The following is a 21,807-nucleotide window of genomic DNA, read 5'->3' as shown; positions in this document are numbered from 1 at the left end:
CTTAAGCCGCATCGCGCTTGGCATCGTTGCGGTAAGCCGCGACCGCTTCGATCAACGCTTGCAGAATCTCTGCGCTTTCGCCGATCACCGAAAGATCGGCGCGCTTGATCATGTCGCAGCCCGGATCGAGGTTGATCGCCACTACCTTGTCGCAGGCGCCGATACCTTGCAGATGCTGGATCGCCCCGGAGATACCCACAGCCACATAGACCCGCGCCGTGACCCAGGTGCCGGACGCGCCGACCTGGCGATCGCGGGCCATGAAGCCATCGTCCACGGCGACTCGCGACGCGCCTTCGGTGGCGCCGAGTGCAGCGGCGGTTTCGTGGAACAGCGCCCAGTCCTTCACGCCGTTGCCACCGGAGAAAATGAATTCGGCTTCGGCCATCGGAATCGCGCCCGGGTCCACCGCCACCGCACCGAGATCTTCGATTCGCGACAGGCTGCGCGCGACGCTTGTGGATAACTCTACTGGCAGTGCTTCGTGACGGGTTTCGCTGACGGGTTCGGCGCATTCGGCCGCCGCCAGAATCAACCGTGCAACCGGACGGGCGAGGTCTTGCAACCCAGCGCCGGCACGACCGATGCATTCCTGGCCCTTCACTTGCCAAACGCGTGTTGCCGGGCGTTCGCCCAGCGCTGCAGCAAAGCGTCGGCCGAGTTCGCCGCCACCGCTGCGACTGTCCGGCAGCAGCCAGTGGCGCGGGTTGAACTGGTTATCCACAGCCCGGAGGCCTTGCACGCGTTGTTCCGGTGCATAACCGCTGAACTCGTCGCCTTCGAGCACCAGCAAGCGATCGACGCCTGCAGTTTCAAAAGCGCTTTCCTTGTGCTCGCCAAAAACCACCGCCAACACCGCGCCGTCCGTGCCGGCCAATTGGTGGGCAAGACCGAGCAGGTCGCGGTCGTGGCTGCTCAGGCGGCCGCCGACCATGTCCGGCACCACGCTGATGTAAAACGCCGGGGCCGGCACCTGATGCAATGGCAGTTGCACTTCAACCGTGGCCGAACGCTTGACCGCCCCGCCCTGTTGCGCGCCACTGCGGTCAATGCGTTTGATGCCGTTGGGGCCGATGAAACCGATGCCGTGCAGATTCTTGCGGATGACGCCGTTGGGCCCCATCCAGCTGTATTGCGCCGGTTGCATTGCCGCGTGCAGCGGATGCAGACGGTTGCGCGCAATCCATTCGGCGCGCGGGTCGCGGCGGATAATGTCGCTCATCAATGCACCTCCGCAGGTTCACGTTTGGCCGGTGTCGCCGGTTTGCTCGGCGCGGCGTCTTCGAGCAGCGCGTCGGCGACCAGTTCGGCAATGTCCTTGATCAGCGGGCGCGGTTCGACGACACCTTCGAGCATCGCCGTGCATTGTGGACAACCCACGGCCACCAGTTCGGCGCCGGTCTCGCGGATGTCCTCCATGCGCATGTCGGGGATGCGCTGCTTGCCCGGAATGTCAGTGATCGGCGCGCCGCCACCGCCGCCGCAGCAGCGTGAGCGGAAGCCGGAACGTTGCATCTCTTTGACTTCGATGCCGAGCGCACGCAGCACTTCGCGCGGGGCTTCGTATTCGCCGTTGTAGCGGCCCAGGTAGCACGGGTCGTGATAGGTCACGCTGTTGCCTTTGTGCTGGCCGAGGTTGAGTGCGCCAGCCTGAATGATCTCAGCCATGTAGGTGCTGTGGTGCTGCACCAGATAGTTGCCGTCGAACGCGCCGTACTCGTTTTTCAGCACATGGAAACTGTGCGGATCGCAGGTAACGATGCGGTTGAAGCGGTATTTGGCCAGGGTCTGAATATTGCGCTTGGCGAGCAACTGGAACGTCGCTTCGTCGCCGAGCCGCCGCGCCACATCACCGCTGTCACGCTCTTCGAGGCCGAGCACGGCGAAGTCGATTTTTGCCGCTTTCAGTACTTTGACGAAGGCACGCAGGGTGCGCTGGTTGCGCATGTCGAAAGCGCCGTCGCCAACCCAGAACAGCACGTCGGTAGTTTTCTTCTCGCTGAGCAGATTGAGGTTCAGATCCGCTGCCCAGTTCATCCGCCCGCCCGGTGCGAACCCGCCTGGGTTGTCGGTGGCGATCAGGTTCTCTAGGACTTCGGCGCCCTTGTTCGGCGTCGCGCCTTTTTCCAGAGTCAGATGGCGGCGCATGTCGACGATCGCATCGACGTGCTCGATCATCATCGGGCATTCCTCGACGCAGGCGCGGCAAGTGGTGCACGACCACAGGGTTTCGGCATCGACCAGACCGTTGACGATCGGCTGATGCGGATTGCCGCCATGTTCGCCTACAGGCTTGCCCGGGTACGGACTGCCAGCGAATTTGGCATCAGTGCCGCCGGCGAGGCCGACGACCATGTCCTGAATCAGTTTTTTCGGGTTCAGCGGCTGGCCGGCGGCGAACGCCGGGCACGCGGCTTCACATTTGCCGCACTGCACGCACGCATCAAAACCGAGCAACTGGTTCCAGGTGAAATCCTTGGGTTTTTCTACGCCCAGCGGTGCGTCTGGATTGCTCAGGTCCAGCGCTTTCAAACCGGTCGAGCGACCACCGCCAAAGCGTTCCGGGCGACGGTGCCAGGCCAGGTGCAGGGCGCCGGCGAAGGCGTGCTTCATCGGCCCGCCCCACGTCATGCCGAAGAACAGTTCCGACACGCCCCACAGCACGCCAACACCGAGAATGGCGGCGAGCACCCAACCGCCGAAGTTTTCCGGCAGGATCCCGGCCACCGGCAAGGTCACCAGAAAGAACGACGCCGAGAATGCCAGCAGGCTTTTCGGCAAGCGCATCCACGGGCCTTTCGACAGCCGCGCCGGCGGGTTGCGCCGACGCAGGTACATGAAGATCGCGCCGACAAACATCACCGCCGACATCAGCAGCAAGGCGTAGCCGAGGATGCGGTTATGCAGGCCGAAACCGTGCACCAGAATCGCCAGCACAATCGACGCCACCGCACCGCCCGCCGTGGCGACGTGGGTGTTGGCGATGTATTTGTCCCGCGCCACGACATGGTGCAGATCGACCATGTAGCGCTTGGGCATGGCCAGCAGACCGCCGAGCAGATCGACCTTCGCCGCCCGCCCCCGGCGCCACATGTTCATCCGCCGCAGCGCGCCGAGGACCGCAAGGCCCAAGGCTGCGAACAACAGGATTGGAAGAAGGGTGTTCAACATGGTGCAGCTCCCACCAGACAGCCTGGAGAAACACGGCGTTCGATGATCGTTCCCACGCTCTGCGTGGGAATGCAGCCCGGGACGCTCCGCGTCCCAAAGCGGACGCAGAGCGTCCAATGAGGCATTCCCACGCAGAGCGTGGGAACGATCAGTTAACGAGTCTTAGAAATCCTTGCACAGCCGCAGGGCGTCATAGATCGCGGCGTGCGTATTACGCTGCGCCACGCAGTCGCCGATGCGGAACAGCAAGTAACCGTCGCCCGCTTCGCTCAGCGAAGGCTGCGGCTGGATCGCGAACAGCGCTTCGACGTCGATCTGGCCCTTGTTGCGCGAGCCGTCCTTGAGTGCGTAGTAGATTTCCTCGTCCGGGCGCACGCCGTTTTCGACGACCACCTGATCGACCACCCGCTCCTCTTTCGCGCCGGTGTACTCGTTCTCCAGCACCGCCACCAGCTTGTCGCCTTCGCGGTAGACCTTCTCCAGCATCATGTCGCCGGTCATGATCACTTCTTTCGGGTACATGCTGCGGTAGTAGGTCGGGAACGACGTACCGCCAATGGCCACGCCCGGTTTGATGTCGTCGGTGACGATCTCGACCTGGCTGCCCTTGTCGGCGAGGAAGTCGGCGACCGACATCCCGGTGAACTCGCAAATGGTGTCGTAGACCAGCACGTTCTTGCCCGGCGCGACTTTGCCGTCGAGCACGTCCCAGCTGCTGACCACCAGCCCTTCGGCGGCGCCCCAGTGCTCGTTCTGCTCAAGGTACGGATGCCCGCCGACCGCCAGCACCACCACGTCTGGACGCAGGTCCATGATGGTGTCGGCGTCGGCCGCAGTGCCGAGGCGCAGATCGACTTTCAAACGCGCCAGTTCCAGCTGGAACCAGCGAGTGATGCCGGCGATCTGGTCGCGCTGCGGCGCTTTCGACGCGGTAGTGATCTGCCCGCCGATGAAGTCTTTCTTTTCGAACAGCGTTACGTCGTGACCCCGCTCGGCAGCCACCCGTGCGGCTTCCATCCCGGCCGGGCCGGCACCGACGATCACCACTTTGCGTTTCGGCCCGGTGGATTTCTCGATGATGTGCGGCACGCCCATGTATTCACGGGAAGTCGCGGCGTTCTGGATGCACAGCACATCGAGACCTTGATACTGACGGTCGATGCAGTAGTTGGCGCCGACGCACTGCTTGATCTGGTCGATCTGGCCCATCTTGATCTTGGCGATCAGGTGCGGGTCGGCGATGTGCGCCCGGGTCATGCCGACCATGTCGACGTAACCGCCCTCGAGAATCCGAGTGGCCTGGTTCGGGTCCTTGATGTTCTGCGCGTGCAGCACCGGCACCTTGACCACTTCCTTGATCCCGGCAGCCAGATGCAGGAACGGCTCCGGTGGATAACTCATGTTCGGAATGACGTTGGCCAAGGTGTTGTGCGTGTCGCAACCCGAGCCAACCACGCCGATGAAGTCGAGCATGCCGGTGTCGTCGTAATACTTGGCGATCTGCTTCATGTCCTCGTGGGACAAGCCGTCCGGGTGGAACTCGTCACCGCACAGGCGCATGCCCACGCAGAAGTCGTCACCGACCTCGGCGCGCACGGCTTTGAGCACTTCGAGACCGAACTTCATCCGCCCTTCGAAGCTGCCGCCCCACTCGTCGGTACGCTTGTTGACGCGCGGGCTCCAGAACTGGTCGATCATGTGCTGGTGCACGGCCGACAGTTCGACGCCATCGAGGCCACCGGCCTTGGCCCGGCGCGCGGCCTGGGCGTAATTGCCGATCACCCGCCAGATCTCTTCCGGCTCGATGGTCTTGCAGGTGGCGCGGTGCACCGGTTCACGGATGCCCGACGGCGACATCAGGGTCGGCCAGTTGAAACCGTCCCAGCGCGAGCGCCGGCCCATGTGGGTAATCTGGATCATGATCTTGGCGCCATGCTTGTGCATGGCGTCGGCCAGATTCTGGAAGTGCGGAATGATCCGGTCGGTGGACAGGTTGACCGAACTCCACCATTCCTGCGGGCTGTCGATCGCCACCACGGACGAACCGCCGCAGATGGCCAGGCCGATGCCGCCCTTGGCTTTCTCTTCGTAGTATTTGACGTAGCGGTCGGTGGTCATGCCACCGTCAGTCGCGTAGACCTCGGCGTGCGCGGTGCTGAGCACGCGGTTGCGGATGGTCAGTTTGCCGATCTGGATCGGCTGGAACATTGCTTCGAAAGCCATGGCACGGTCCTCGGCTTACAACGGCTTGACGGTGAACAAGCCGTCATCGTGGCCCTCTTCGGAGCCTCCGTAGACTTGTTCGGCCACAGTGCGAATTTTGCTGCCACGGGCTTCGAGGATCTGGTCCATGGCGCCGGCAAACCAGCCGGTGAACATGTAGTCGACCTTGCGCCCGACTTTGCCGTAGACATAGACGAATGCAGAGTGCTCGAGCTTGACACTGGCGGTGCCTTTATCGAGGTCGATGTCCTGAATCTTGAACAGACCCCAGCCGCGTTGCGACAGGCGCTTCATGTAGTGTTCGAACACCGCAACGCCTTCCAGACCGTGGCATTCAGCTTCTTTTTCGCACCAGTGCCAGGCGGACTTGTAGCCGGCCTTGTAGAGGATTTCGGCGTAGGCGTCAGCGCCCAATACCTCCTCGATGCCCATGTGGTTATTCACGAAGAAGTGCCGCGGCACGTAGAGCATCGGCAGGGCGTCGGAGGTCCAGACACCGGTCTCGCTGTCGACTTCGATTGGCAATTGCGGGGCGATCTTGGCCATGGAAACTTAACTCCAGAAAAATGATGGTTCAGTGTTGGCCGCGGCCCTCACCCCAGCCCTCTCCCGCAGGAGAGGGGGCAGATCGGCGGCGGTCTTGAGAAAGCGTTATTCGCCCCAGACGTCTTTTAGGACGTTGACCCAGTTCTCGCCCATGATCTTGCGCACCACGCGTTCGGAATGGCCGCGTTTGAGCAGGGTTTCGGTGAGGTTGGGGAATTCGCCGACGGTGCGGATGCCCAGCGGGTTGATGATCTTGCCGAAGCTGGTCAGACGGCGGGCGTAGCCCTTGTCGTGGGTCAGGTATTCGAAGAAGTCCTGACCGTGACCCTGAGTGAAATCGGTGCCGATACCGATGGCGTCTTCGCCGACGATGTTCATGGTGTATTCGATCGCTTCGGCGTAATCGTCGATGGTCGAATCGATGCCCTTGGCGAGGAACGGCGCGAACATGGTCACGCCGACGAAACCGCCGTGGTCGGCAATGAACTTGAGTTCTGCATCGGACTTGTTGCGCGGGTGCTCTTTGAGACCCGACGGCAGGCAATGCGAATAGCAGACCGGTTTTTTCGACTCGAGGATAACTTCTTCGGAGGTCTTGGAACCGACGTGGGACAGGTCGCACATGACGCCGACGCGGTTCATCTCGGCGACGATTTCACGACCAAAACCCGACAGGCCGCCGTCACGCTCGTAGCAACCGGTGCCGACCAGGTTCTGGGTGTTGTAGCACATCTGCACGATGCCGACGCCGAGCTGCTTGAACACCTCGACATAGCCGATCTGGTCTTCGAAAGCGTGGGCGTTCTGAAAGCCGAAGAGAATGCCGGTCTTGCCCTGTTCCTTGGCGCGCCGGATGTCGGCGGTGGTGCGCACCGGCATCACCAGGTCGCTGTTTTCGCGGATCAGCTTCTGGCTGGCGGCGATGTTGTTCACGGTCGCCTGAAAGCCTTCCCACACCGACACAGTGCAGTTGGCCGCCGTCAGACCGCCCTTGCGCATGTCTTCGAACAGCTCGCGGTTCCATTTGGCAATGATCAGACCGTCGATAACGATGCTGTCGGCGTGTAATTCGGCTGGGCTCATCAGGCGTCCCCTTGTTGGCGATTCATGCGCCGAATCGTCTGCCGGCGCTTTGGGGCCAGCATATGCCTAGGTGTCGGGGCGACCGGGTGCAAAAACGACAGGGGAATTGCCGAAAGCGTCAATCCGCGACAAAGGGTCGTGCGCCGCCCTCCTCGGCTGGCTGTTCAAGCCCGCGCGCTTGCGCCAGAATCTGCCGCAGCCTGCACCTACCCACGGATTAGAGCGACCCCAATGAAATCGATCTTCCTCGCCCTGGCACTGATTGCGACCGGCGCCCACGCCGCCGAAGAATCCGAGAACAACCCGTGCGACGCGGTGGAAAACGACATCCAGACCCTGGAATGCTCGGCCTACAGCCGCACTACCGCCGAAGACCTGCTCAAGGACAACTACGCCAGCCTCAACGAACGCATGCAGACCGCGTACGGCAAGAACCCGACGCAACTGGCCGACATCACCGCCAAGTTGAAGACTGCACAGCAGCAATGGTTGAAGACGCGGGACGCCGATTGCGCAGTGGAAGCGTTCCCGGCGACGGCTGGCAGCAAGGCGTTCACTATTGCGCAGAATGATTGTGTGGCGCGGATGAGTGATGAACGGTCGGAGTTTTTGGAGTCGATCGGGCAGGAGTGAGTGTTTGAGCTGTAAGCTGAACCTCTTAAGCCAGTCTAAGGATTCCCATGAACATCTGCGGCATCGAAATCAAAGGCAGCGAAGCGATCATCGCCGTGGCTGCGCTCGACGGTTCGACTCTGAGCCACATCCCTCTCGCCACGAAAAAAATTGCCCTCGATGACGATGACGATGCGGCCAACGTGAAGCTGTTCGCGGCGCAGGTGGCGTCGTTTGTGCGGGAGAACGCGGTGGACCGGATTGCGATCAAGAAGCGCAGCAAGAAGGGTGAGTTTGCCGGTGGGCCGACGACGTTCAAGATTGAAGGCGTTTTTCAGCTGCTGGACGGGTGTGAGGTGACGCTATTGTCGCCGCAGACGATCAATGCCCAGGCCAAGAAGCATAATTTCGAGCTGCCGGGGACGCTGAACAAATATCAGCATGAGGCTTACAAAGCCGCTTGTTCGGCGTTGGTGAAGAGGTAATGCCGATCAAATTGCAGGAGTGAGCCTGCTCGCGATAGCGGTGGGTCAGTCCCGCACATGTCAGCCGATAGACCGCCATCGCGAGCAGGCTCACTCCTACAGGGGTTTGTGTGTGAAACCATTCAGGCCTGCGCGGTACGCCGGTCTTCGCGCGGGCAGCGGGCAAATTTTGCGCGATAGCTGCGGGTGAAGTACGACGGTGATTCAAAACCGCAGGCAATGCTCACTTCGAGCACGCTCATGTCGGTCTGGCGCAGCAGTTGCCGCGCCTTCTCAAGGCGCAGGCGCAGATAGAAATTGCTCGGTGTGTCATTCAGATGCAGCCGGAACAAGCGCTCCAGTTGTCGCCGGGTGACGTTGATGGATTCCGCCAGTTGCAGCGTGGTCAGCGGCGGTTCGCTGTGTTGTTCCATCTCGCCGATCACCTGCACCAGTTTCTTGTTGCTGATGCCGTAGCGCGTGGCGACTTCCATGCGCTGGTGGTCCTTGCGCGGGCGGATGCGCCCGAGCACGAATTGCTCGCTGACCTGAATCGCCAGTTGCGGGCCGTGGGCCTGGGCGATCAGATCGAGCATTAAATCAATCGATGCCGTGCCACCCGCCGAGGTGATCCGCCGCCGGTCGATCTCGAACAGCTCCTGGGTCACGCTGAGCTGTGGATAAGATTCCTTGAACGCATCGATCGCCTCCCAGTGCAGCGTCAGGCGATGCCCGTCGAGCAGGCCTGCTTCGGCGAGGACGAAACTTCCGGTGTCGATACCACCGAGCGTCACACCGTCGTTGTCCAGCCGACGCAACCAGTGCTCCAGCGTCGGCGTGATGAACTTCAGCGGCTCGAACCCGGCCACCACCAGCAACGTCGCGCCCTTCTTCAGCGGCTCCAACGCGGCATCGGCGTTGACCGACATGCCATTGCTTGCCAGTACCGGCCCGCCGTCGGCGCTGAGCACATGCCAGCGATACAGCTCGCCACGAAAGCGGTTGGCCACGCGCAGCGGTTCGATGGCGGAGATAAAGCCGATGGCAGAGAACCCCGGCATCAGCAAAAAGTAAAAATCCTGGGACATGGGCGCACTCGGTTGGCGGACGCGTGGAACGTTGATACGCCGTTTGCCGGCGGCATTCAAGCGTGCAGGTCGCTACAGTGCAAATGCCAGTCGCCGCTGTGCGCTTTCACCGGGCCGTTGCTGCGTAACTTGGCACCACCGGCGCGCCAGATGCCGGAAACCCAATAATCGAACTGCCGAGGAACCCGACATGAAACGACTGATCAGCAGCTGCGTTCTTGCACTCAGCGGTACCGCTTTTTTGAGCACCGGCGTCATGGCGGCCGAACCGGCGTCCTGCAAGAACGTGCGCATGGGCGTGGTCAACTGGACCGATGTAATCGCCACCAGTGCCATGACCCAGGTCCTGCTCGACGGCCTCGGCTACAGCACCAAACAGACCAGCGCCTCCCAGCAGATCATCTTCGCCGGGATTCGCGATCAGCGCCTGGACCTGTTCCTCGGTTACTGGAACCCGCTGATGACCCAGACCATCACCCCGTTCGTCGAGGCCAATCAGGTCAAGGTGCTCGATGCGCCAAGCCTGAAAGACGCCCGCGCCACCCTCGCGGTGCCGACGTATCTGGCGGACAAGGGTCTGAAGACCTTTGCCGACATCGCCAAATTCCAGAAGGAGTTGGGCGGCAAGATCTACGGCATCGAGCCAGGCTCGGGGGCCAATACGCAGATCAAGGCGATGATCGCCAAGAACCAGTTCGGCCTCGGCAAGTTCCAGCTGGTCGAATCGAGCGAGGCCGGCATGCTCGCCGCCGTCGATCGCGCAGTACGTCGCAAGGAAGCCGTGGTGTTCTTCGGCTGGGCGCCGCATCCGATGAACGTCAACATTCAGATGACTTATCTGACCGGCAGCGAAGACGCACTTGGCCCGAACGAAGGCATGGCCACGGTGTGGACCGTGACCGCGCCGAAATACGCCGAGCAGTGCCCGAACATCGGCCGCCTGCTGACCAACCTGACCTTCACCGCCGAATCCGAGAGCCGGATGATGCAGCCGCTGCTCGATCATAAAGACGCCTTCGAATCGGCGAAGCAATGGCTCAAGGATCACCCTGAAGACAAGCAGCGCTGGCTCGAAGGGGTGACCACGTTCGATGGCAAACCGGCCGCTGAGAATCTGCAGCTGACCAGCAAATAACTCCCATTTGAAAAGCCCCTCACCCTGACCCTCTCCCGTAGGGAGAGGGGATTTAACGACGCTTCGCAGCCCCGAACAGGGCCGCGGACAGACCCATAACGCCCCAAGGAAACCGCACCATGAACCACGACGTCATCATCACCTGCGCACTCACCGGTGCTGGCGACACGACCGCCAGGAGCCCGCACGTGCCGGTCACCCCGAAACAGATCGCTGCCGCCGCCGTCGAAGCCGCCAAGGCCGGCGCCACCGTCGTGCACTGCCATGTGCGCGATCCGCAGACCGGCAAGTTCAGCCGTGACGTGGCCCTTTACCGCGAAGTGATGGAGCGCATCCGCGAGGCGGACGTCGACATCATCGTCAACCTCACCGCCGGCATGGGCGGTGACCTGGAAATCGGCGCCGGCGAAAACCCGATGGAGTTCGGCCCGAACACCGATCTGGTCGGCCCGCTGACCCGTCTGGCCCATGTTGAAGAATTGCTGCCGGAAATCTGCACCCTCGATTGCGGCACCCTGAACTTCGGCGACGGCGACACCATTTACGTGTCCACCCCAGCGCAACTACGGGCCGGGGCCAAGCGCATCACTGAATTGGGCGTGAAGGCCGAACTGGAGATTTTCGACACCGGTCACCTGTGGTTCGCCAAGCAACTGATCAAGGAAGGCTTGCTCGACAACCCGCTGTTCCAGCTGTGCCTGGGCATTCCGTGGGGCGCGCCGGCCGACACCACCACCATGAAAGCCATGGTCGACAACCTGCCGGCCGACGCGGTCTGGGCCGGGTTCGGCATCGGCCGCATGCAGATGCCGATGGCGGCGCAAGCGGTGCTGCTGGGCGGCAACGTGCGGGTCGGTCTCGAAGACAACCTGTGGCTGGACAAGGGCGTGCTGGCGACCAACGGCCAACTGGTCGAGCGCGCCAGTGAAATCCTCAGCCGCCTCGGCGCCCGCGTGCTGACCCCGGCTGAAGGTCGCAAGAAAATGGGCCTGACCCAGCGCGGCTGAACCGAACTCACCTCAACCCTTGTGGGAGCGAGCCTGCTCGCGAAGAGGCCGGTACATCCGTCGCATCTTCATCAGCAGTGCCAGCCCCTTCGCGAGCAGGCTCGCTCCCACATGGGATCACCGAACATTCAAGGACCGCTCATGAGTTTTATCACCGAAATCAAAACCTTCGCCGCCCTCGGCAGCGGTGTCATCGGCAGTGGCTGGGTTGCCCGCGCCCTCGCCCACGGTCTCGACGTAGTGGCCTGGGACCCGGCACCGGGCGCCGAAGCCGCGCTGCGCAAACGCGTGGCCAATGCCTGGGGGCACTGGAGAAAAACGGTCTGGCACCGGGCGCTTCGCAGGATCGCCTGCGCTTTGTCGCGACCATTGAAGAATGCGTGTGCGACGCCGATTTCATTCAGGAAAGCGCCCCCGAACGGCTGGATCTGAAACTTGAGCTGCACAGCAAAATCAGCGCAGCGGCCAAGCCCGATGCGTTGATTGGTTCAAGTACCTCGGGCCTGCTGCCGAGCGAGTTCTACGAGAGTTCGACGCACCCTGAGCGTTGCGTGGTCGGGCATCCGTTCAACCCGGTGTATCTGCTGCCATTGGTAGAAGTGGTAGGCGGCAAGAACACCGCGCCCGAGGCCGTTCAGGCGGCGATGCAAGTCTACGAATCCCTCGGCATGCGTCCGTTGCATGTGCGCAAGGAAGTGCCGGGGTTCATCGCCGACCGTTTGCTCGAAGCGCTGTGGCGCGAGGCGCTGCATCTGGTCAATGACGGCGTGGCAACCACCGGCGAGATCGACGATGCGATCCGCTTTGGCGCCGGGTTGCGCTGGTCGTTCATGGGCACGTTTCTGACTTACACCCTGGCCGGGGGTGATGCCGGCATGCGTCACTTCATGTCGCAGTTCGGCCCGGCGTTGCAGTTGCCGTGGACGTATCTGCCGGCGCCGGAGCTGACTGACAAGCTGATCGATGATGTGGTTGATGGCACCACAGATCAACTGGGCCGGCACAGCATTGCGGCGCTGGAGCGCTATCGTGATGATTGTTTGCTGGCGGTGCTTGAGGCGGTGAAAACCACCAAAGAGAAGCATGGGATGACGTTCAGCGAGTGATGCGTATGGCATGACACCGCAGCCCTCACCTAGCCCTCTCCCGGGGGAGAGGGAACTGACCGCGTTGATTGTTCGAGTGACGCCGACTTGCACCAGCGAGCCGAGCTCAAGTTTTGAAAGGCCCCCGATCAGCTCCCTTTCCCCTTCTCCCCTTGGGGAGAGGGTTGGGGTGAGGGGGTTGCTCTTGATCCTAACGACCCACCAACTGCCGGAACCGAAAACCATGCCCCACCTCACCACCTACCAAACCAGAATCATCCCCGACTGGGTCGACTACAACGGCCACCTGCGCGATGCCTTCTACCTGCTGATCTTCAGCTACGCCACCGACGCGCTGATGGATCGCCTTGGCATGGACAGCAACAACCGCGAAGCCAGTGGTCATTCGCTGTTCACCCTCGAACTGCACCTCAATTATCTGCACGAAGTGAAGCTCGACACCGAGGTCGAAGTGCGCACGCAGATCATCGGCCACGACAACAAACGCCTGCACCTCTACCACAGCCTGCACAAGGTCGGTGATGCGCAGGAACTGGCCGGCAACGAACAGATGCTGCTGCACGTTGACCTCGCCGGCCCGCGTTCGGCGCCGTTCAGTGCCGACACCCTGAGTCACCTGCAAAGCATCGTCGCCGAGCAGCAGGACCTGCCCGCTCCCGCTTACATCGGCCGCGTCATTGCGCTGCCACCCGCCCGGTAAAATTCATCGATCATCTGGAGCCGCCATGAACACCGCTGCCGCTGTTGCCGATTTTCGTACTTATCCGTTGATCAGCGCGCTGAGTGGTGTGCAGGGTCTGGCGGATCGCGTTGTCATCAAATGGGCTGACGGCCGCGTCAGCCCGTTTCATCATGTCTGGCTGCGGGACAACTGTCCGTGCCAACAGTGCGTTTACAGCGTTACCCGCGAGCAGGTCTTCGAGATTGTCGATGCACCTGACGAACTGCAACCGAGCGCCGCCTACGTTGATACCGAAGGCTGCCTGCGCATCGATTGGACCGACGGCCACCTCAGCCGTTTCGATCCGGGCTGGTTGCGCGCGCATGCCTATGACGATGAATCTCGCGCTGAACGACTCGCCGCGAAACCCAAGCCTTTTCTTTGGCGCAGCGATCTGCAGTTGCCGGTGTTCGAATATTCAGCGCTGTTGAACGACAACACCGCCCTGCTGCAGTGGTTGCTCGCAGTGCGCGACATTGGCCTGACCCAAGTGCGCGGCGTGCCCACCGAGCCCGGTTCGCTGAAGCTCATCGCCCAGCGGATTTCCTTCATTCGCGAGAGCAATTTCGGCGTGCTGTTCAACGTGCAATCCAAAGCCGACGCCGACAGTAACGCCTACACCGCTTTCAACTTGCCGCTGCACACCGACCTGCCCACCCGCGAGCTGCAACCGGGCCTGCAGTTTCTGCATTGCCTGGTGAATGACGCCGAGGGTGGCGAAAGTATTTTCGTCGACGGCTTTGCGATCGCCGATGCCTTGCGCCAAGAGGATCCGCCGCTGTTTCAGGCGCTATGCGAAATCCCCGTGGAATTTCGCAACAAGGACCGTCACAGCGACTATCGCCGCCTGGCGCCGATCATTGCCCTCGATACGCTGGGACGGGTCGCGGAGATTCGCATGGCGAACTTCTTGCGCGGGGCATTTGAGACTTCAGTTGAGCAGATGCCGTTGCTGTATCGCGCCTATCGGCGGTTTATCGCGATGACCCGCGAGCCGCGGTTTCGGCTGATGCAACGGCTCAATCCAGGTGAGCTGTGGTGCTTCGATAACCGACGCACGTTGCATGCGCGCAATGCCTTTGATCCCGCGACCGGAGCGCGGCATTTTCAGGGTTGCTATGTCGACCGGGATGAATTGTTGTCGCGGATTCTGGTGTTGCAACGCTAGACCCTGTGGGAGCTGGCTTGCCAGCGATGGCGTCAGCACAGACAACCGGGGCATTTCTGATTCACAGGCAAAAAAAACCCCGATCAAGCCGTGACAGGATCGGAGCTGAGGAGGGTACTGTCGAGGAGCTGCCAGGCGAGGGTGACCAAACCTTCGTGAAGCGAGCTGAGGCCAGTGTGCCTAGTCGACATTTTCGCCGGTTAGCCGAAAACGACCTGTTCATAGTCGTCCCGGCCACTGCGACAAAACGCCCTTGCCGCCTCCGGTCGGGGCCACCAGAATCGAGCCAGACCTCCGATGCCACAGAAGGATTTGCGTGATGATGTACGCCGATTTGATTGATCAGGAAGACCTGTTGGGCCAGCTCAAGGCGTTGGGCATCCAGGTGCCGAGCGGCACCACCGCCGAACAGGCCTGCGAGTGTGCGGTGCGCGGGCTGGACAACGTGCGCGCGTTTGAACTGCGCAAGATGGTCAAGGACATGTACACCAGCGGCGCGAGCATTCAGCCGGCGGTGCGTCAGGCAATCGACAAGCAGTTGCTGCCAGCCCTCTCGGATTACCAGCAGTCCCACAGCGCCTGACAGGCCGCCATCGCTGGCAAGCCAGCTCCCACAATGATCCGGGCCGACGCAAAATTTGTGTAATGCCTTGACCCTGTGGGAGCTGGCTTGCCAGCGATGAAGCTGACGCGGTCTACAGCCTTGCCTGATCGTTCCCACGCTCTGCGTGGGAATGCCTCAACGGACGCTCCGCGTTCGGCCTTTTGGGACGCAGAGCGTCCCGGGCTGCATTCCTTTGCTGCGCGTGGGAACGATCACATCAAAGCCTTACGCTGGCAAACGTCGATTCATTACGCGCCTGACTCAACGCCGACATCGGTCCCGACAACGGCGACATCACAATCGCCTGCGGCAGCGGCAGCATCGCCACTTGCTGGGTGGTGTTGGAGCCGACACGCTCGTCACGCGGCGGAATGCCGAAGTACTCGCGGTAGCACTTGGAGAAGTGCGGGGTCGAGACGAAACCACATACCGACGCCACTTCGATGATCGACATCGGCGTCTGCTTGAGCAGTTGCCGGGCGCGGATCAGCCGCAGCTTCAGGTAATAGCGCGACGGCGAGCAGTGCAGGTATTTCTGGAACAACCGCTCCAGCTGTCGACGCGACACCGCGACATACACCGCCAGTTCATCCAGATCGATCGGTTCTTCCAGGTTGGCTTCCATCAACGCGACGATCTCCTGCAGCTTCGGCTGGTTGGTGCCGAGCATGTGCTTGAGCGGCACGCGCTGGTGATCCTGCTCGTTGCGGATGCGCTCGTAGACGAACATTTCCGAGATCGCCGCCGACAGCTCGCGGCCGTGATCGCGGCTGATCAGGTGCAGCATCATGTCCAGCGGCGCAGTGCCCCCGGAGCTGGTGAAACGGTTACGGTCGAGGGTGAACAGGCGTGTGCTCATGGCCACGCGTGGAAAGGCTTCCTGCATCGCCGCCAGACATTCCCAGTGCACGCTGCAATCGAAACCGTCGAGCAGGCCGGCGCAGGCCAGCGCCCAACTGCCGGTGCACACCGCGCCAAGACGCTTGGACTGACGCGCCTGGCTTTGCAGCCAGGACACATGTTCACGGGTCACGGTGCGCTGAATGCCGATGCCGCCGCAGACAATTACAGTGTCCAGCGGTGGGGCTTTGTGCATGGAGGCGTCGGGAGTGATCTGCAGACCGTCACTGGCCCAGACCTGGCCGCCGTCAACGGTGAGGGTGCTCCAGCGATACAGCTCACGACCGGACAACTGGTTGGCCATGCGCAGCGGTTCAACTGCGGACGCCAGAGAAATCAGCGTGAAATTGTCCAGCAGCAGAAAGCCGATGGATTGAGGCGCACGGTTCTGGGGTTGGGCCCCGGAGTTGAACGACGTCATCGCGGTATCTCCTCACACAAAGCGGGTGATGGCCTCAGGCGGAGGCTCTTGTTATTGCCGGCGTTCTCACGAGGGAAGCAGGCTTTGTTATGACAGAGCAATTGCCATGCCTAAAATTGGACGGCCATTCAATAACTCCTGAAAACGACCTCGCGACGCGTCTATTCGAGACCTGCGAACGCGGCATTTCGAAGTGCCATCAGGCGCCGCCAGAGCCCTGCCGCGCAGCCTGTGAGCAGATCGGTAGCACTTGTGGGAACTGGCCTGCAGGGGATTGGCACAGAGTGTCACCGCAAGCACAAGCGATGGACGGTCGATTAGCGACTCGGCGGTCACGACTGACAACCGCTCTTATCTGATTGCGACGCGCCAAAAGGTGGCGCGGTTGAATGGTGGTGTGCGTTTGGTGAGCAGTTTTGACTGGTCTGGCCCCATCGCTGGCAAGCCAGCTCCCACAGGGATTTGTGGTGTTAACCAAATAGCATCAACACTGAAGAACCTGTGGGAGCTGGCTTGCCAGCGATAAGCGCAACTCGGTTTCAACACTCAACCGCGCTGACCGCCAACCCACCGCGCGAGGTCTCTTTATATTTGTCATGCATATCCGCGCCGGTATCGCGCATGGTGCGGATCACCCGATCCAGCGAAATAAAGTGCTGACCGTCGCCACGCAACGCCATTTGCGCCGCGTTGATCGCTTTCACTGCGGCAATCGCATTGCGCTCAATGCACGGCACCTGCACCAGGCCGCCGACCGGGTCGCAGGTCAGGCCGAGGTTGTGCTCCAGACCGATTTCCGCCGCGTTGCATAATTGCTCAGGCGTGGCGCCGAGAATTTCCGCCAGCCCTGCCGCCGCCATCGCGCAAGCCGAACCGACTTCCCCTGGCACCCCACTTCCGCACCAGAGATCGAAGCATTCTTCTTGCACAGAATCCCCACTGCCGCCGCGCCGAGGAAGTAGTCGACGACGTTGGCGTCCGTCACTGCTTCGCTGAACTTCATAAAGTAGTGCAACACCGCCGGGATAATCCCCGCCGCGCCGTTGGTCGGCGCCGTAACCATACGCCCACCGGCGGCGTTTTCTTCATTCACCGCGAGGGCGAACAGGTTGACCCATTCCATCGCGCTCAACGTCGAGCCGATGACATTGGGTTTGTTCAGTTCTTGCAGACTGCGGTGCAACTTCGCCGCACGCCGGCGCACATTCAAGCCGCCGGGCAGAATGCCTTCGTGCTTCAAACCCTGCTCGACGCAATCCTGCATCGCCCGCCACAGCTTCATCAGCCCGGCGCGGATTTCTTCTTCACTGCGCCAGACCTTTTCGTTGGCCATCATCAGTTCGGCGACGCGCAGGTTGTGCTTCTTGCACAGTTCGAGCAGTTCGACCGCGCTGGAAAAGTCGTAGGGCAACTCGGTACGGTCAAGATCGACGACACCGCTGGACGCCTGGGCTTCATCGACAACAAAACCACCGCCGACCGAATAGTAGGTGTCGCGATGCAATTCACCGCGATCACCCTCGGCAACGAGGGTCATGGCATTGGGATGGAACGGCAGGTTTTCATCGATCAGGCGCATGTCGCGCGCCCAGACAAACGGCACCGCCAGGCGACCATCCAGTAACAGCGTATGAGTTTCGCGCAGTGCCTGAATGCGCGGGCCGATCTGCGCCGGGTCAATGGCGTCCGGCCACTCGCCCATCAGGCCCATGATCACTGCGTTGTCGCTGCCGTGACCAACGCCGGTGGCCGACAGCGAACCGAACAGTTGCACCTCGATACGGCGCACTTGCTCCAGCTGGTGCTTGTCGCGCAGCGCCTCGACGAACAATGCCGCGGCGCGCATCGGCCCGACGGTGTGCGAACTGGAAGGGCCGATGCCGATTTTGAACAGGTCGAAAACGCTGATAGCCATTGCTGCAGAGCTCCTGAGAATACCGGTCCGGGCGGCAAAAGCGCCCGCTGGCGGAGCTGCTACGCTCAAGCTGCGATCCGCCGAATGCCGGCATCATCAGGCTTTTGTCGGCGCGCACGGCGTCTGACACCGACGCACTCATGTCCAGCAGCGCCGTTACGTTTTCGCCCCGCAAATGCGCCGTTTTTATGCAGATCAGAAGGCCATCGAGGGCGGAAAAAAGCTGTAAGCGACGTCACCGACACTGGAAGCGACCATCCCTGTACTGGATACGACCCTCCCTGTAGGCGTCAGATTTTCACTGGTACATGATCGGGATGACTCGATTGCCAGGCGCTGCGGTAGAGCTGTCTTCAGAACGCCACCAACCGCAACCCATAAGTGCGGTGGTCCACAGTCGGAACACTGCCAAAAAAAACACCAAGGAGTCCATCCATGAAAGGTTCCCCGTCGTTGTTGTTGGCCGCCCTGCTGAGTCTGCCGCTACTGGCGCAAGCCGCAGAACCGGCACAGTGCAGCCTCGTTAACTTCTCCGATGTCGGCTGGACTGACATCACCGCCACGACCGCCACCACTTCCGTTGTCCTCAACGCCCTCGGCTACAAGACCAAGACCACCATGATCTCCGTACCCGTGACCTACAAGTCGCTGGCCGACGGCAAGAACATGGACGTGTTCCTCGGCAACTGGATGCCGACCATGGAAAACGACATCAAGCCGTATCGCGATGCCGGCACCGTGGACACCGTGCGCACCAACCTCAAGGGCGCCAAGTACACCCTCGCCGTGCCGCAAGCCCTGTATGACAAGGGTCTGCACGATTTCGCCGACATCGCCAAATTCAAGAAAGAGCTCGACGGCAAGATCTACGGCATCGAGCCGGGCAACGACGGCAACCGGTTGATCCAGAGCATGATCGACAAGGACGCCTTCGGCCTGAAGACCGCTGGTTTCAAAATGGTCGAGTCATCGGAAGCCGGCATGCTCTCGCAGGTCGACCGTGCGCAGAAGCGCGACACCGCGGTGGTGTTCCTCGGCTGGGCGCCGCACCCGATGAACAAGCGCTTCAAGATTCAATACCTGACCGGCGGCGATGATTTCTTCGGCCCCGACTTCGGTGCCGCCACCGTGGCCACCAACACCCGCAAGGGTTACGCCGAAGAATGCAGCAACGTCGGTCAGTTGCTGAAGAACCTGGAGTTCACCGTCGACATGGAAAGTGAACTGATGGGCAACATCCTCGACGACAAGATGAAGCCTGACGCGGCCGCCAAGGCCTGGCTGAAAAAGAATCCACAGGTGCTCGATACCTGGCTCGCTGGCGTGACCACCATTGACGGAAAACCAGGCCTGGAGGCCGTGAAAGCCAAGCTCGCGCCTTGATCCGAGGGGCATCGCTTATGCCGGGCAGGCGTGCCTGCCCGGGCTGTTAATTTCCTTGCATGCGGACGTTCACTACCATGCTGATTGATCAGAAAATACCTTTAGGCCAGTACATCGCGGGCTTCGTCGAATGGTTGACGCAACACGGCGCCCACACCTTCGATGCAATCGCCGTGACACTGGAAACGATGATCCACGGCGTGACGTTTGCGCTGACCTGGTTCAACCCACTGGTCTTGATTGGCTTGATTGCAATCATCGCCCATCTGATTCAACGCAAGTGGGGCCTGACCGCGTTCGTGGTCGCCTCGTTCCTGCTGATCCTCAATCTGGGGTACTGGCAGGAAACCATGGAAACCCTCGCCCAGGTGCTGTTCGCCACCCTGGTCTGCGTGTTGATCGGCGTGCCGCTGGGCATCGTCGCCGCGCACAAACCGATGTTCTACACCATGATGCGGCCGGTGCTCGATCTGATGCAGACCGTACCGACCTTCGTTTACCTCATTCCTACCCTGACCCTCTTCGGGCTGGGTGTGGTACCGGGCCTGATCTCCACGGTGGTCTTCGCCATCGCGGCGCCGATCCGCCTGACCTACCTGGGCATCCGCGATGTCCCGCAAGAACTGATGGACGCTGGCAAAGCCTTTGGCTGCTCGCGTCGCCAGCTACTCTCACGGATCGAACTGCCCCACGCCATGCCGAGCATCGCCGCCGGCATCACCCAATGCATCATGCTGTCGCTGTCGATGGTGGTGATCGCGGCACTGGTCGGCGCCGACGGACTCGGCAAACCGGTGGTCAACGCACTGAACACTGCTGATATTGCGCTGGGCTTCGAAGCAGGCCTGGCAATCGTACTGCTGGCGATCATGCTCGACCGTATCTGCAAACAACCCGACGCCAAAGTAGGGGGTGACGCATGAGCATTATTCGCTTCGAAGACGTCGACGTAATTTTCTCGAAAGATCCGCGCGAGGCACTCAAGCTGCTCGACCAGGGCATGACCCGCAACGAGATCCTGAAGAAGACCGGGCAGATCGTCGGCGTGGAAAAAGCCACGCTGGACATCAACAAGGGCGAGATCTGCGTGCTGATGGGTCTGTCCGGCTCGGGTAAGTCGAGCCTGCTGCGCTGCATCAATGGCCTCAACACCGTGAGCCGCGGCAAGCTGTTCGTCGAGCATGAAAACCGCCAGATCGACATCGCCTCGTGCACACCGGCCGAGCTGAAAATGATGCGCACCAAACGCATCGCCATGGTGTTTCAGAAGTTCGCCCTGATGCCGTGGCTGACGGTGCGCGAGAACATCAGCTTCGGTCTGGAAATGCAGGGTCGACCGGAGAAGGAACGCAAGAAACTGGTCGATGAGAAACTCGAACTGGTCGGCCTGACCCAATGGCGCAACAAGAAGCCTGACGAACTCTCCGGTGGCATGCAGCAGCGTGTCGGCCTCGCCCGTGCGCTGGCCATGGACGCCGATATTCTGCTGATGGACGAACCGTTCTCGGCCCTCGACCCGCTGATCCGTCAGGGCCTGCAGGATGAATTACTGGAACTGCAACGCAAGCTGAGCAAGACCATCGTCTTCGTCAGCCACGACCTCGACGAGGCGCTCAAACTGGGTAGCCGCATCGCGATCATGAAAGACGGGCGAATCATTCAGTACAGCGTGCCGGAAGAAATCGTCCTCAACCCGGCGGACGACTATGTGCGCACCTTCGTCGCCCACACCAACCCGCTCAACGTGCTCTGCGGGCGCAGCCTGATGCGCACGCTCGACAAGTGCAAACGCATCAACGGCTCGGTGTGCCTCGATCCCGGCGGTGATTCGTGGCTGGACCTGGCTGAAGGCAACACCATCAAGGGTGCGCGGCAGAACGGCTCGGTGCTGAACCTGCAGAACTGGGCCCCGGGGCAAGCGGTGGAAGGCCTCGAGCGCAAGCCAACGCTGGTGGACTCGAACATCGGCATGCGCGACGCGCTGCAGATTCGTTATCAGACCGGCAACAAGCTGGTGCTGCACGATGACAATCATGTGGTGGGGATTCTGGGCGACAGCGAGTTGTATCACGCGTTGCTGGGCAAGAATCTGGGGTAATGCGCCAAGTGGGATAAAAAAGGGATCGCGGTGAGCGATCCCTTTTTAGTTGGGTCAGGGAAAAGCCCCTCACCCTAGCCCTCTCCCAGAGGGAGAGGGGACTGACCGGGGGATGCTGCAGTTATCCCTGATCGTTCCCACGCTCTGCGTGGGAATGCAGCC

The 21,807-nt window shown here is 61.4% G+C and carries 17 protein-coding genes and 2 pseudogenes; 11 read left to right on the top strand and 8 right to left on the bottom strand.

The window, feature by feature from the left end:
- Position 1 precedes the first annotated feature (1 nt).
- The 5 genes from etfA to M0746_RS27920 form a co-directional block, all read right to left on the bottom strand.
- Positions 2 to 1,222 carry an electron transfer flavoprotein subunit alpha gene (gene etfA / locus M0746_RS27940; RefSeq protein WP_258451331.1) on the bottom strand — a complete coding sequence of 407 codons (1,221 nt, stop codon included), beginning with the start codon at positions 1,220 to 1,222 and terminating at the stop codon, positions 2 to 4.
- Positions 1,222 to 3,171 carry a dimethylglycine demethylation protein DgcB gene (dgcB, locus tag M0746_RS27935; RefSeq protein WP_258451330.1) on the bottom strand — a complete coding sequence of 650 codons (1,950 nt, stop codon included), beginning with the start codon at positions 3,169 to 3,171 and terminating at the stop codon, positions 1,222 to 1,224. Before dgcB ends, etfA begins: the two co-directional genes overlap by 1 nt.
- A gap of 162 nt (positions 3,172 to 3,333) precedes the next feature.
- The gene (gene dgcA / locus M0746_RS27930) at positions 3,334 to 5,394 is read right to left on the bottom strand and encodes a dimethylglycine demethylation protein DgcA (RefSeq protein WP_208939472.1); all 2,061 of its coding nucleotides are present in this window, start codon (positions 5,392 to 5,394) and stop codon (positions 3,334 to 3,336) included.
- A gap of 15 nt (positions 5,395 to 5,409) precedes the next feature.
- Entirely contained in the window at positions 5,410 to 5,940 is a 531-nt protein-coding gene (locus tag M0746_RS27925) for a DUF5943 domain-containing protein (protein ID WP_005792152.1), read from the bottom strand.
- 105 nt (positions 5,941 to 6,045) lie between these two features.
- The gene (locus M0746_RS27920; protein ID WP_007962626.1) at positions 6,046 to 7,023 is read right to left on the bottom strand and encodes a dipeptidase; all 978 of its coding nucleotides are present in this window, start codon (positions 7,021 to 7,023) and stop codon (positions 6,046 to 6,048) included.
- A 231-nt stretch (positions 7,024 to 7,254) separates the two neighbouring features.
- Between M0746_RS27920 and M0746_RS27915 the strand changes: the two genes are divergently transcribed.
- Positions 7,255 to 7,656, top strand: a complete 402-nt coding sequence (locus M0746_RS27915; RefSeq protein ID WP_042606632.1) for a lysozyme inhibitor LprI family protein — start codon at positions 7,255 to 7,257, stop codon at positions 7,654 to 7,656.
- Positions 7,657 to 7,703: 47 nt separating this feature from the next.
- Positions 7,704 to 8,120 carry a DUF3010 family protein gene (locus M0746_RS27910; protein WP_258451329.1) on the top strand — a complete coding sequence of 139 codons (417 nt, stop codon included), beginning with the start codon at positions 7,704 to 7,706 and terminating at the stop codon, positions 8,118 to 8,120.
- 122 nt (positions 8,121 to 8,242) lie between these two features.
- On the opposite strand, the gene M0746_RS27905 is transcribed toward M0746_RS27910, so the two are convergent.
- Entirely contained in the window at positions 8,243 to 9,187 is a 945-nt protein-coding gene (locus M0746_RS27905; RefSeq protein WP_258451328.1) for a GlxA family transcriptional regulator, read from the bottom strand.
- 190 nt (positions 9,188 to 9,377) lie between these two features.
- On the opposite strand from M0746_RS27905, the gene M0746_RS27900 reads away from it, so the two are divergent.
- The 6 genes and pseudogenes from M0746_RS27900 (at position 9,378) to M0746_RS27875 (ending at position 14,907) form a co-directional block, all read left to right on the top strand.
- Positions 9,378 to 10,322, top strand: coding sequence for a choline ABC transporter substrate-binding protein (locus M0746_RS27900; RefSeq protein ID WP_258451327.1), 945 nt, complete (start codon positions 9,378 to 9,380; stop codon positions 10,320 to 10,322).
- A gap of 119 nt (positions 10,323 to 10,441) precedes the next feature.
- Positions 10,442 to 11,329: a 3-keto-5-aminohexanoate cleavage protein gene (locus M0746_RS27895; protein ID WP_208939465.1), complete on the top strand. Its 888-nt coding sequence runs from the start codon at positions 10,442 to 10,444 to the stop codon at positions 11,327 to 11,329.
- 141 nt (positions 11,330 to 11,470) lie between these two features.
- Positions 11,471 to 12,435: pseudogene (locus M0746_RS27890) on the top strand (L-carnitine dehydrogenase).
- A 223-nt stretch (positions 12,436 to 12,658) separates the two neighbouring features.
- Positions 12,659 to 13,135, top strand: coding sequence for a thioesterase family protein (locus M0746_RS27885; protein WP_258451326.1), 477 nt, complete (start codon positions 12,659 to 12,661; stop codon positions 13,133 to 13,135).
- A gap of 25 nt (positions 13,136 to 13,160) precedes the next feature.
- Complete coding sequence (locus tag M0746_RS27880; RefSeq protein WP_258451325.1) at positions 13,161 to 14,324, top strand: gamma-butyrobetaine dioxygenase; 1,164 nt, start codon at positions 13,161 to 13,163, stop codon at positions 14,322 to 14,324.
- Positions 14,325 to 14,643: 319 nt separating this feature from the next.
- Positions 14,644 to 14,907 carry a hypothetical protein gene (locus M0746_RS27875; protein ID WP_016772808.1) on the top strand — a complete coding sequence of 88 codons (264 nt, stop codon included), beginning with the start codon at positions 14,644 to 14,646 and terminating at the stop codon, positions 14,905 to 14,907.
- Positions 14,908 to 15,145: 238 nt separating this feature from the next.
- Here M0746_RS27875 and gbdR read toward each other — a convergent pair whose 3' ends face one another.
- Both gbdR and M0746_RS27865 read right to left on the bottom strand, forming a co-directional pair.
- Positions 15,146 to 16,249: a choline metabolism transcriptional regulator GbdR gene (gene gbdR / locus M0746_RS27870; RefSeq protein ID WP_007949927.1), complete on the bottom strand. Its 1,104-nt coding sequence runs from the start codon at positions 16,247 to 16,249 to the stop codon at positions 15,146 to 15,148.
- A gap of 539 nt (positions 16,250 to 16,788) precedes the next feature.
- A pseudogene (locus M0746_RS27865) lies at positions 16,789 to 18,164 on the bottom strand (L-serine ammonia-lyase).
- A gap of 435 nt (positions 18,165 to 18,599) precedes the next feature.
- Between M0746_RS27865 and M0746_RS27860 the strand changes: the two are divergent.
- From M0746_RS27860 to choV, 3 genes are all read left to right on the top strand, one after another.
- The gene (locus M0746_RS27860; protein ID WP_090287010.1) at positions 18,600 to 19,547 is read left to right on the top strand and encodes a choline ABC transporter substrate-binding protein; all 948 of its coding nucleotides are present in this window, start codon (positions 18,600 to 18,602) and stop codon (positions 19,545 to 19,547) included.
- 77 nt (positions 19,548 to 19,624) lie between these two features.
- Complete coding sequence (gene choW, locus M0746_RS27855) at positions 19,625 to 20,470, top strand: choline ABC transporter permease subunit (protein ID WP_258451324.1); 846 nt, start codon at positions 19,625 to 19,627, stop codon at positions 20,468 to 20,470.
- A complete protein-coding gene (gene choV / locus M0746_RS27850; RefSeq protein ID WP_034153601.1) occupies positions 20,467 to 21,645 on the top strand; it encodes a choline ABC transporter ATP-binding protein in 1,179 nt (392 codons plus the stop codon). The genes choW and choV overlap by 4 nt, the downstream gene beginning before the upstream one ends.
- Positions 21,646 to 21,807: the final 162 nt, after the last annotated feature.

The organism is Pseudomonas sp. S11P7, from assembly GCF_023195435.1.
Classification (GTDB): domain Bacteria; phylum Pseudomonadota; class Gammaproteobacteria; order Pseudomonadales; family Pseudomonadaceae; genus Aquipseudomonas; species Aquipseudomonas fluorescens_G.
The sequence above is the reverse complement of the archived record's forward strand: the minus strand, read 5'-3'. Positions and strand labels throughout refer to the sequence as shown.

What these genes read in the sequence shown, in the direction of transcription:
- M0746_RS27920 (WP_007962626.1), bottom strand. Translation starts at nt 7,023, where the DNA reads ATGAGCCCAGCCGAATTACACGCCGACAGCATCGTTATCGACGGTCTG.
- M0746_RS27925 (WP_005792152.1), bottom strand. Translation starts at nt 5,940, where the DNA reads ATGGCCAAGATCGCCCCGCAATTGCCAATCGAAGTCGACAGCGAGACC.
- M0746_RS27900 (WP_258451327.1), top strand. Translation starts at nt 9,378, where the DNA reads ATGAAACGACTGATCAGCAGCTGCGTTCTTGCACTCAGCGGTACCGCT.
- dgcB (WP_258451330.1), bottom strand. Translation starts at nt 3,171, where the DNA reads ATGTTGAACACCCTTCTTCCAATCCTGTTGTTCGCAGCCTTGGGCCTT.
- dgcA (WP_208939472.1), bottom strand. Translation starts at nt 5,394, where the DNA reads ATGGCTTTCGAAGCAATGTTCCAGCCGATCCAGATCGGCAAACTGACC.
- M0746_RS27895 (WP_208939465.1), top strand. Translation starts at nt 10,442, where the DNA reads ATGAACCACGACGTCATCATCACCTGCGCACTCACCGGTGCTGGCGAC.
- M0746_RS27915 (WP_042606632.1), top strand. Translation starts at nt 7,255, where the DNA reads ATGAAATCGATCTTCCTCGCCCTGGCACTGATTGCGACCGGCGCCCAC.
- M0746_RS27875 (WP_016772808.1), top strand. Translation starts at nt 14,644, where the DNA reads ATGATGTACGCCGATTTGATTGATCAGGAAGACCTGTTGGGCCAGCTC.
- M0746_RS27905 (WP_258451328.1), bottom strand. Translation starts at nt 9,187, where the DNA reads ATGTCCCAGGATTTTTACTTTTTGCTGATGCCGGGGTTCTCTGCCATC.
- choV (WP_034153601.1), top strand. Translation starts at nt 20,467, where the DNA reads ATGAGCATTATTCGCTTCGAAGACGTCGACGTAATTTTCTCGAAAGAT.
- etfA (WP_258451331.1), bottom strand. Translation starts at nt 1,222, where the DNA reads ATGAGCGACATTATCCGCCGCGACCCGCGCGCCGAATGGATTGCGCGC.
- choW (WP_258451324.1), top strand. Translation starts at nt 19,625, where the DNA reads ATGCTGATTGATCAGAAAATACCTTTAGGCCAGTACATCGCGGGCTTC.
- M0746_RS27910 (WP_258451329.1), top strand. Translation starts at nt 7,704, where the DNA reads ATGAACATCTGCGGCATCGAAATCAAAGGCAGCGAAGCGATCATCGCC.
- M0746_RS27880 (WP_258451325.1), top strand. Translation starts at nt 13,161, where the DNA reads ATGAACACCGCTGCCGCTGTTGCCGATTTTCGTACTTATCCGTTGATC.
- M0746_RS27885 (WP_258451326.1), top strand. Translation starts at nt 12,659, where the DNA reads ATGCCCCACCTCACCACCTACCAAACCAGAATCATCCCCGACTGGGTC.
- gbdR (WP_007949927.1), bottom strand. Translation starts at nt 16,249, where the DNA reads ATGACGTCGTTCAACTCCGGGGCCCAACCCCAGAACCGTGCGCCTCAA.
- M0746_RS27860 (WP_090287010.1), top strand. Translation starts at nt 18,600, where the DNA reads ATGAAAGGTTCCCCGTCGTTGTTGTTGGCCGCCCTGCTGAGTCTGCCG.